Here is a 10,575-nt window from a genome sequence, read left to right on the forward strand (position 1 = left end):
AATGTTCATTAGCGTTCTAGATCTTTTTAAAATAGGTATCGGCCCATCCAGTTCGCATACGATGGGTCCCATGGTTGCGGCCAAGGATTTTCGCGACCGTATCACGGTTTTTATTTCCGGCCATCTTGCACCATCCTTCCTGCAGGTACGCTGTACTTTACGGGGATCACTGGCGTTTACCGGTAAAGGGCACGCTACCGATCGTGCGGTGACCCTAGGAATGCATGAATATACACCGCGAGGATTGGCGAAACTGAATGTGAATGAATTGTTCCAAACACTTTGGCAACAAAACACCATTCGCATCAACGAATCGACAGTGATCCACTTTAATCCACCTGAAGATATTATCTTCGATCGTGGAGAACCACTGCCGGAACATCCGAATGGTATGATATTTCAATTGCTGGATGGGACCGGAAAGACATTGTTGACCGAAACTTATTTTTCAATTGGCGGTGGTTTTATCACCACATTGTCTGAAATTGGCCAAATTGTTGCGCCCATTAAAATGGAAGCAACCAGTTCCTGCGGCTTTCCGTTTGATTCAGCCAATCAGATGATGAGAATGTCAGCTGGCAGCGGCCTATCGATTGCTGCGATGAAGCGCAGCAATGAACTGGAGCGCATCAGTGAAGTAGAATTGAATGATGGATTGGATGCCGTTTGGAATGCCATGCGCACTTGCCTGGAAAATGGCCTCGTGGCTGAAGGCCGATTGCCCGGTGGCCTTAACATTAAACGGCGCGCGCATTCTTTGTACCTACAATTACAAGAAAATCCGCAAAAAGCTAATTTGAATGACTGGCTGTGCGCATACGCTATGGCAGTCAACGAAGAAAACGCTGCGGGTCATATGGTGGTTACAGCACCCACCAACGGTGCAGCAGGCGTCATACCGGCAGTTATTTATTATGCGGTGAAACATGAGGATGCGACGCTGGAACAAGTGCGTGATTTCCTGCTGGTAGCCGGTGCGATCGGTGGATTGATCAAACATAACAGCTCAATCTCCGGTGCTGAAGTGGGTTGTCAAGGCGAAGTAGGCTCTGCTTCAGCCATGGCGGCTGCAGGCTTATGTGCAATTAAAGGCGGCACTACCGAACAAATTGAGAACGCTGCAGAAATCGCACTGGAACATCATTTAGGCATGACCTGCGATCCGGTAGGCAGTCTGGTGCAGGTGCCGTGTATCGAACGCAATGGCTTCGGCGCCATCAAGGCTTATACTGCGTCATCACTGGCAATCCGTGGCGATGGCCAGCATTTTATGTCATTGGACAATTGTATCGCTGCGATGAAACAAACCGGACTGGAAATGTCGGTGAAATATAAGGAAACCTCCTTGGGTGGGCTGGCAGTGAGTATCACCGAATGTTAATCAACGCTCACTTATCCCGATGCAGCTTTCTAATCACGTGGCGCAAACCGCTCACAACAAAAAAGACGCTGAGTACCACAACAGGAATCGCAATACCAGTTAGTAATTCAACATTAATATCCTGCCCTGCTGCCTGGAGTGCCTTTAAGCCATAGCCCAGAATACCCAGCAAGTAGTAGCTCAGCACAACAACGGACAAACCTTCAACCGTTTCCTGCATGCGCAATTGCACATGAGCACGATGATCCATGGATTTCAACAAGTCGCGGATTTGCGCTTCCATGGACAGATCAACCCGTGTGCGCAGTAAAGCCGATGCACGCCCCAGACGCATCGATAATGTTTCCAGTTTGGTATGCACCAACTCACAAGTCCCCATCGCTGAAGACAATCGCTGAATCATAAATTCCTGGAGCATTTGCAAGCCCTCAATACGCTCTTCGCGCAATTCGGTAATGCGTAATTTCACGATATCATAATAGGCTCTGGATGCATTAAAACGATGGCTGGTTTGCGCGGACAACCGCTCGGTTTCCGCCGCCAAACGCGTCAGTTCGTCCAGCAAACGCTGTTCATCTTCGATGCTGGTCAGTTCCACATTGTCAGCAATTAGTGTAGCCAACCGCTGATCGGCGCGCGCCAATTGCGGAATGATCTCGCGAGTAATCGGCAATGGCAGCATCGCCAACATACGGTAGGTTTCGATCTCAAGCAGGCGCTGCACCAACCGCCCTACCTGGCGGCTGCGCAAGTTTTCATCATGAATCAGTATGCGGCCAAAATTATCATGATGTATTTGATTATCACTCCACACACTGGCAGCACCGCCCGCCACCTTGGAACCAATCACTGTTCCGGAAGCAAATAAAACAGACAGCTCATGCAAGCTGCGTTTGGGTCGTGACCGGTCATCCAAAGCAATATGCGTCGCCACCAGCAGTTCACCAGGCAAGCGAATCCACCACTCCTGGGGCACGAACTCAATTGCTGGTTGCTCAAAAGGGGTTACAAATGGTTTTGCGCGATAAACGGTATAAGTAGAGTATTCGGTATGCCGCTCCCAACGGAGGCGGAATTCGCCAAAATCAGCACTGAAATCATTTTCGTGCGTATTGGGCGAAGTGATGCCATAGCGATCACATAACTCACCGATCAACTTGCGCTCCTGATCAACCCAGTGACGCTCAGACATTAAGACCAAATGCGATAGCTGAACAGGCGGCGCCAAAAGTTCATACGCAACCGAATTGAGCTCGTTATGCAACTCCTGTCTTTGCGAATATTCAGGGATAGCCAGCAATTTCTCTTGAGGCGGATCTTGCGATTCAGTAATCAATGAAGATAGCGGGGTGAGAGAATCCATAACAACGGCCTGATTAGATTTAACCAGCCGGTAGCATACCTAATTTTTATTACTAATAGATGAATCTTTTGACTATCGAAAAAAAACCAACGCTCATCAAAAAACATTGATTTATTAACATTCAGAGAGATACTTGTTGAGCCTAGCATGGTTACTGTGAAGGATTTGTAATAGCAGAAAAACAAACATTCCGTCCGGAAAATGCCTCACGTTAATAACACAAATTCTTTTTCATACAGAGCGAGCTAATGCTAATCACTTACTGTCATCTCACATTCCAAATTGTGTCCAATAATTTCTTACCCAGCTTTATCAGTACATTTTTGATGTTGATCTGTGTATCATAAGGTTCACGATTCTTAGTCTTTTTATGAAACCTGATTTTTATAACCGATAAACTAGATCAAGACAAGGAAACACATGGGCGCCATCTTCTTTTATATTGTTGTTTATTTCATGGGATATTACGGTTCCAATATTTTGAATATGTTGACGGTTCGTCCGTTCATTACTAACCGTTACATGGCCGCATTGCTGCCTGTTTATGGCGTTGCTTTAACGCATGCTTACGTGTTGGTGAATAGTCCACCGCCTCAAGGCTCAGACGTCACAGTGGAATATGCGCTGCTGGTTTTCATTACTATGCCGGTTGTGGTCGTTACGCTGGGTGCGGGTTATTTCATGTGGAACAGCAAAGGCAAAGATAATGATCATACCGGCGACAATTCGTCAGGCGATGACAGAAGCTCTGCTGAAACGGCTACCGCTGAAACCAGTGACCAAAAAACAGAAGCACAATCCGAAAATACTGAATCATCGGACAAAAAATTAGTCAGCAAAGAAGTGGAAACCAGCAAGAGTAAAGACAGCAAGGAAACTTAAAAGAACTCATACACAATGCTGGCTCAAGTTTTCACTCAACATAAACAAAAAACCCTCATCCCGGAAGTATGAGGGTTTTTTATTGGATCACTGTGTTATGACTCTCTATCGACGATCACATGTTCCTTCTGCGCACTGAGCGTGCCTTGCTCAATGATCGCCAACGTTAATCGTGAAATCGCCACGCGCTTACCAGTAGCTTCTTCAATAATATCCGTTTGCCAGACTTGTGTACGGCGGCCGGTATGTAACGACGTGCAAATACCAATAACATAACCCTTGGTAACCGCGCGAATGTGATTGATATTAAGTTCCAGACCGACCGCACGGTATTTTTCCGGATCAATTGTCATCCAACCGGACACGCTGCCCAAGGTCTCAGATAGCACACAACTGGCGCCGCCATGCAGGATACCGAATGGTTGTGTTGTGCGCTTATCGACGGGCATACGCGCTTTCAGGAAGCCCGGCCCTAGCTCGGTAAATTGAATACCGATATGTTCGCCCATATTGGCATTACGTAAACCTTCCAGATACGCAATGGTGTAATCTTTAAACCAAATAGTACTCATGAAACATTTCCTTTTTTGTTCTTATGGTAATTGGTAACACTTAAAAAATGAAAGATCTTTATTGCACGCACACAGGAGCCAATTTGCTCAATTATAGTGTAAAGACACAAATTCCACAGCACACACATCGACGCTCACGATATGCAGAACGGATTCAAGAAACTGCAGTAACCTATAGCCTGGATTTTAAAGAAAGTTCTACAAAGATCTCTTTTATGCTATCCACCGCGCCCGTGCTTTAAAGTCCGCCAAGTACTTTGATATGAGCCAGCACGCTACGACCTAATGCATGCAAAGCATACCCCCCCTCTAGGGCGGATACAATTCGGCCGTTGCTATGGTTAATGGCAATACGCTTAAGCGTTTCTGTAATCCACGCATAGTCCTCTTCGCACAAAGCAAGCCCGCCCATGTCATCATCCCAGTGTGCATCGAATCCTGCTGAAATCAACAACAGCTCTGGCTTGAATTGTTCCAGAGCAGGCAGCCACTTCTCGGTCACGGCAGCGCGAAATTGCGCGCCCGTTGTGCCAACGGCAAGCGGCACGTTGATAATGTGTTCATTGCCGCTATCAACCCCCTCGTAAGGATAATACGGATGCCGGAATGTCGAGCACAGCATCACACGACTGTCGTTATTGAAAATCTCATCAGTCCCATTGCCGTGGTGCACATCAAAATCGGCAATTGCCACACGGCTCAGGCCGTAATTCTCAAGCGCATGGGTGGCGGCGACCGCTACATTATTGAATATGCAAAATCCCGCAGCGCTGCTGCGCCCGGCATGGTGACCGGGAGGACGAATATTGCAGAATGCGTTTTCATTCTGGCCCGACATCACCAAGTCAACCGCTTTGACCGCCGCACCAGCAGCATGCAGAGCAGCTTCCAGGCTATATGGATTCATTGTCGTGTCCGCATCGAGATAAGCTAGCCCATTACTGGGTGAAACCCTGAAAATAGTTTCGATATAATCGATCGAATGGGCGCGCTGGAGTTGTTCCTTGCTTGCGGCGGGAGCGTCTTGCCGATCCAGAAAAGGCATCAAACCGGAAGCGATGAGTTGATCCTCGATGGCTTGAATGCGCGCAGGGCATTCGGGATGGCCCGAACCCATGTTATGTTTGAGAAAAGAGGGATGAGTCAGGTAAGCGGTTTTCATAGGCGCGCACTCTTTTCGTTTGCCGTTAACAAAACTCGTATTGATCTCAATAAATAACTCCATGAAAACCATTGGGAATCAAAAGTTTAACCACAATGATTCAAGGCTCAGTTCTGGATAATGGGATTATTTCTGGGTACCTGATATCACCAGCTCTCTATGTTAGACGAATTCGAGGATCAACGAGGGTATAGGATATATCCGTTAAAATTAAGCCCATGATATACAGCACTGATCCCAGAAAAACCATTGCCCTTACAATTGCAAAATCCTGTGAATTAATCGCATCAATGGTATAGCTGCCAAGTCCGGGAATACCAAAAAACGACTCAACCAGCAAACTGCCTAAAAATAACAAAGGCACCACGACCACCGCGCCCGTCAGAATAGGAATCATTGCATTTCTGAGTACATGCTTAAATAAAACAATACGCTCGGACAATCCCTTGGCTCTGGCTGTGCGCACATACTCTTTATTCATTTCTTCCAGAAAAATCGTACGATACCAGCGCGTACTGGACCCAACGCTTCCGATTACGCCAATTAGGATAGGCAACAACAGAAATTTTGCTGCATCCAACCCACTTCCATAACCCGATATGGGCACCCAATGCCATAGCTTGCTCACTAAAAATTGTCCCGCGATAATATAAAACAAACTGGAAATAGACATCAACGCCACACAAAAAACCACTCCCCAGAAATCAATATAAGTGGCGCGAAAAAAAACCATCAACAATGCGATAGTGATATATACAATTAATCCCAAGACAAATACCGGCAATGCGATGGCAAGGCTTGGCAACATGCGTGACTTGATCTCCAGTGCAATATCGCGTCCATCATCAGCTCGGCCGAAATCGAAAACAAACATCGAGACTGATTTTTCAAAGAAAATTGTATCGGTCAATTTCCCCAGTTTTTCTGCTTCCTGATTGAATAATAGGGGTTTATCATAGCCCCGCTCAATTTTCCATTTCTCTATTGCTTCGGGTGTGACGTATTTAATGCCCAATTGCATACGCGCCATGTCATCGGGCGTGTTCACCACAAAAAACAAAGCGAATGTAATCAGATTAACTCCGATGAGAATCGGTATTGCATATAAAATACGTCTAATAATATAGCCAAGCATCGCTAATGTAATATTGTAATTTCAAGAAGATGCGCTGCGCACCGCGGTACTACTTTCATGGCGGCGAAAAGCCGCCACAGCAGGAAAAAGACTGATTGCCAGCACAACCAGCAGCAGTGCTATGGGCCATAATACCGGCTCATTCCATTCACGGCGCTTTTGCGCTCTCAAAGCCGCGTCTATTTTTAAATACTTAAGATTATTATTCGATATTCTGTTGGGTTTAATATTCTGATACCAGGCATGGTAAAGCCCATAATCTTTCGGATGGTATCCCCACAACCAAGGGGCATCATGACGCAATACTTCCACCATACGATCAATTATTAATTGCCGCTGTGGCCCATCATCCATATTCTTCATCTGTTCAAATAATTGATTGTATTCTGTATTATCATAGTTAGCCGCATTCTCGCCACTGTTGCGTACTTTACTTTGCGGTCCGTACAATAAAAACAGAAAATTCTCTGCATCGGGGTAATCTGCATTCCAGCCCCATTCGAAAATTTGCGCATTTCCTTTACGAATCTTGTCTTGAAAGCGATTGTAATCAGTACTCCTAACCACCAGTTGTATATTTAATTTTTGGAACTGTTTACGCATCCAATCAAGCTTGGATCTGTCTTCAGAACTACGAGCTGTCACATCAAAATACAGGATCAATGGTGCACCGGTTCGCCGATCTATTCCATTTGGATATCCTGCCTCAGCAAGCAAAGCCTTTGCAGCTTGAATTGATTTGCGCTGCGGTTGATCATTCAACCATTCATACACCACGGGGTTTATGCCTTCTTTCCCATCACGATAACCTGCAATACCCGGGGAGATAGGACTTTGAGCTGGCATCCCGCGGCCATTCGCAAAAATTGAAATAAATTCTTCATAATCCACTGCAATAGAAATCGCCTGCCTAAGCTTTCTCGCCGACTCACGTTCGTTCGCATTGCTTCCGCCCACGACTGGATCCAACATATTAAAACCCATGTAATAAGTCGATACCGCCACGGTTGTCTCCAACCTTATCCCCTGCTCTGCCATAGCTTCAGTGACGGTTGCTTCTCCCTGCCCCACCAATTGCACGGCTTGGTCAAAACTATCAGAACCAATACCAGTAGCATCGTAATACCCTTGCAAAAATTTATTCCACCGTGGAATACTTTCTTTCTCACGGGTAAAAATAATTTTATCGATAAATGGTAATTTCTTTCCAGAATCAATCAATAGGCTGTTCTCTGCATCTCCCGGCATGCCTTCAGCTGGATAAAATTCATCATGAAAATTAGGATTCTTTTCTAATACCATTTTCAAATTGGGATCATTCTCAGTTAGCATGTATGGGCCTGTACCAACCGGATACCAATCCAATGTAATGTTTTTTTGTGTTAAACCCTTCTGTGAATAAAAACGATCTGCTTCCCAAGGAATCGGTGCAAAAAAGGTCATCGCTAGCCAATAGATAAACTGCGGATACTTACCGGTTATTTTTATTCGATAGGTATACCTATCAACGATTTGCACACCTTCTAATCGATAATCCCTTAGATCAAAGTATGTTCTTCCACCGGATTGATTCTGGTCAGCTTGTTTTAATACCTTGGCATAGTCGCTAAGCCCCACGATGTAATCTGCCATGAGTCCGTATATCGGGGAGTGCAATCTGGGATGCGCCAAGCGTTTGATCTGGTAAACATAATCTTCCGCCAGCAATTCCCTTGTACCTGTTTGAGGAAAATCAGATAGCTTAAATACTGATGCCAATTCTTGTTCATTCAGATCATGGTACAGCCAGTCACCTTGCGCATTACTTGCAAATGCTGGATGCGGTTGAAAAAGAATTCCCGGTTTAATCGAAATTTCGTAGACACTATGGGCGATATCTGTTGCCAGCGCATCATCCGGTAATTGACTCCCTTCATTATCAAAATATTTCACAACAGGTAATTCTTTTGCCGTTGCTGGAATTAACATAAAGGGGCGTTTTAAATAATGATATTGCAGCGGAGGTTCGTAAATTTGCGCAGTGAATTGAATTTCATTAGAGCTATAGGATTGCACCGGATCCAAATGTTTAGGCCGTTCGGTAAATACATTATAAAGAATATTTTTCTCTGCATCCGCGACTGAATAGGGATTATTCCAATTATATTCACCGCAGGCAGATAAAAAAAATACCTGAAAAATCAAAAGCCATGACGTAGTAACTAATTTTTCCATTGCAAACCCAGTTTATCGGAATTAGCCTGATTTAAGCAAAATAATACGCGCATACTCTATATCTTTTCTTGCATGATCCCACCTCACTTCTCCCTTCAGCTATAATTTGCCAATTTACTCAATTTTACAAGGAAATTTTATGGGATTTCTCGAAAATAAACGCGTACTCATTACCGGGCTACTGAGCAACCGGTCGATTGCTTACGGCATCGCCAAGGCAATGAAACGTGAAGGCGCATCACTGGCTTTTACTTACCAAGGTGAAGAAATTCGTGGGCGCGTCGAAAAGCTGGCTGCTGAATTTGATAGTAACTTGCTATTTCCTTGTAATGTAGCCAGCGACAATGAGATAGCACTGTGTTTTGAGAACTTGAAAAAACATTGGGACGGGCTAGATTGTATTATTCATTCTATTGCTTTCGCCCCCCGTGAAGCGCTAACTGGCGACTACCTGGAAAGTGTCGATCGTGAAGCCTTTCGCATCGCGCATGATATCAGCGCCTATAGCTTTTCCGCACTCGCCAAAGCTGCGCTACCTCTAATGCAAAATAGAAATGGTGCGCTGTTAACATTAAGCTATTTGGGTGCGGTTCGAGTCATGCCAAGTTACAACATTATGGGGTTAGCCAAAGCCAGCCTTGAAGCAAATGTTCGCTTTATGGCCTCCAGTTTGGGTCCTAAGGGTATACGCGTCAATGCAATCTCTGCTGGACCTATTAAGACCTTGGCAGCTTCCGGTATCGGAAACTTTGGGAAATTATTAGGTTATACCGAAAAGGTTTCGCCACTGCGTCGCAATGTAACAACGGATGAGGTGGGTAACGTTGCCGCTTTCTTATGCAGCGACCTAGCCAGCGGTATTACCGGAGAGATAACTTATGTCGATGCAGGTTTCAATACCGTCGCATTTAATATCGATGAATAGAAAATACAGTCTATCGACAATCAAATCTCAACAAAAGTAAATTTCCAAAAACTAGAAATTATCTTGTTTTATTTTTACATCATAGCGCTGCCTGAGTGCAGCTAGATAGGAAGACATTTCTTCTTGCGTGATCATCTGCTGCAGCTGTTTAGTAAAGTTACCAAACTTTGTTGTGTCTGCAGATTCTGGTTCTATGACTTTGTTGATTCGTATCAGATTAAACCCGCCATTTGGATTAGCTGTTCCCGCATAAGCAGGTAACTCATTGGTTTCTGACCTGAAAATGGCACGTAGTGTTTCATGATCCAGTCCTTGCGATTGCATATAAGAGATTTGCTTTACATCGCTCCAGGCAACATCATCAACATCTTCTCCAGCTTGTAAGCGAGCTAGTTTGGTTTGTCCTTCTTCAACAGCAATTGTTTCTGCCATTTGTTTCTTGAGTTTCTCTACGATCTGATCTCTAACAACCATCAGTGATTGTGCAGTAGCAGGCTTATGTTCTAGAATACGAGCAGATACAAACGTATCCGGTTTAACTTCAATAGCTCCAGTATTCTGTTGATTTGAAATGACATCATCTGAGAAAATGGCTACCAGCAGCTTCTCATTTGCAAGAATGGCTGGTTCTGCTGCACTTCTAGTGATCCAGTCACTCGTCTGGATTGGTAATTCAAATTTCTCTGCAGCTGCCTGCAGGTTATCGCCTTGCTCATAGACCACATTACTGAAATCTTCAGCAATATCGCCAAAAATGCTTCCTACCATCTCTATTTTGAGTTTTTTCTCAATTTGTTCCCGCACTTCTTCCAAATCGGGATGTTTTCCTTCTTTGATAGCGGTTAATTTAATCACATGAAAACCAAAATCCGTTTCTACGATGTCACTGATTTCATCCAGTTGCATTGAGAAAATTTTGTCTTCAAAGGATTTAACCATGA

At 44.7% G+C, this 10,575-nt stretch carries 9 protein-coding genes; 3 read left to right on the top strand and 6 right to left on the bottom strand.

The annotated features are described in order from the left end of the window. Position 1 precedes the first annotated feature (1 nt). Positions 2-1,381 (top strand): L-serine ammonia-lyase, encoded by a 1,380-nt coding sequence (locus ACH10T_RS09215; protein ID WP_394808994.1) that lies wholly within the window; start codon positions 2-4, stop codon positions 1,379-1,381. A 7-nt stretch (positions 1,382-1,388) separates the two neighbouring features. Here ACH10T_RS09215 and ACH10T_RS09220 read toward each other — a convergent pair whose 3' ends face one another. Continuing rightward, on the bottom strand, positions 1,389-2,744 hold the full coding sequence (locus ACH10T_RS09220) for a DUF3422 domain-containing protein (RefSeq protein WP_394808995.1): 1,356 nt from the start codon (positions 2,742-2,744) through the stop codon (positions 1,389-1,391). 420 nt (positions 2,745-3,164) lie between these two features. Between ACH10T_RS09220 and ACH10T_RS09225 the strand changes: the two genes are divergently transcribed. Beyond that, positions 3,165-3,626: a hypothetical protein gene (locus ACH10T_RS09225; protein WP_394808996.1), complete on the top strand. Its 462-nt coding sequence runs from the start codon at positions 3,165-3,167 to the stop codon at positions 3,624-3,626. A gap of 95 nt (positions 3,627-3,721) precedes the next feature. Here ACH10T_RS09225 and ACH10T_RS09230 read toward each other — a convergent pair whose 3' ends face one another. From ACH10T_RS09230 to ACH10T_RS09245, 4 genes are all read right to left on the bottom strand, one after another. Then, positions 3,722-4,198, bottom strand: coding sequence for a hotdog fold thioesterase (locus ACH10T_RS09230; RefSeq protein ID WP_394808997.1), 477 nt, complete (start codon positions 4,196-4,198; stop codon positions 3,722-3,724). A 238-nt stretch (positions 4,199-4,436) separates the two neighbouring features. Then, on the bottom strand, positions 4,437-5,360 hold the full coding sequence (locus ACH10T_RS09235) for a histone deacetylase family protein (protein WP_394808998.1): 924 nt from the start codon (positions 5,358-5,360) through the stop codon (positions 4,437-4,439). 157 nt (positions 5,361-5,517) lie between these two features. Continuing rightward, positions 5,518-6,495 carry an ABC transporter permease gene (locus ACH10T_RS09240; RefSeq protein WP_394808999.1) on the bottom strand — a complete coding sequence of 326 codons (978 nt, stop codon included), beginning with the start codon at positions 6,493-6,495 and terminating at the stop codon, positions 5,518-5,520. 21 nt (positions 6,496-6,516) lie between these two features. After that, positions 6,517-8,709: an ABC transporter substrate-binding protein gene (locus ACH10T_RS09245; RefSeq protein ID WP_394809000.1), complete on the bottom strand. Its 2,193-nt coding sequence runs from the start codon at positions 8,707-8,709 to the stop codon at positions 6,517-6,519. 139 nt (positions 8,710-8,848) lie between these two features. Between ACH10T_RS09245 and fabI the strand changes: the two genes are divergently transcribed. Beyond that, complete coding sequence (fabI, locus tag ACH10T_RS09250) at positions 8,849-9,634, top strand: enoyl-ACP reductase FabI (protein WP_394809001.1); 786 nt, start codon at positions 8,849-8,851, stop codon at positions 9,632-9,634. Positions 9,635-9,685: 51 nt separating this feature from the next. Here fabI and ACH10T_RS09255 read toward each other — a convergent pair. Then, positions 9,686-10,575: peptidyl-prolyl cis-trans isomerase (locus ACH10T_RS09255; protein WP_394809002.1), on the bottom strand; the 890-nt coding region annotated here is incomplete at its 5' end.

This window comes from Nitrosomonas sp. (assembly GCF_043753625.1).
GTDB lineage: Bacteria > Pseudomonadota > Gammaproteobacteria > Burkholderiales > Nitrosomonadaceae > Nitrosomonas.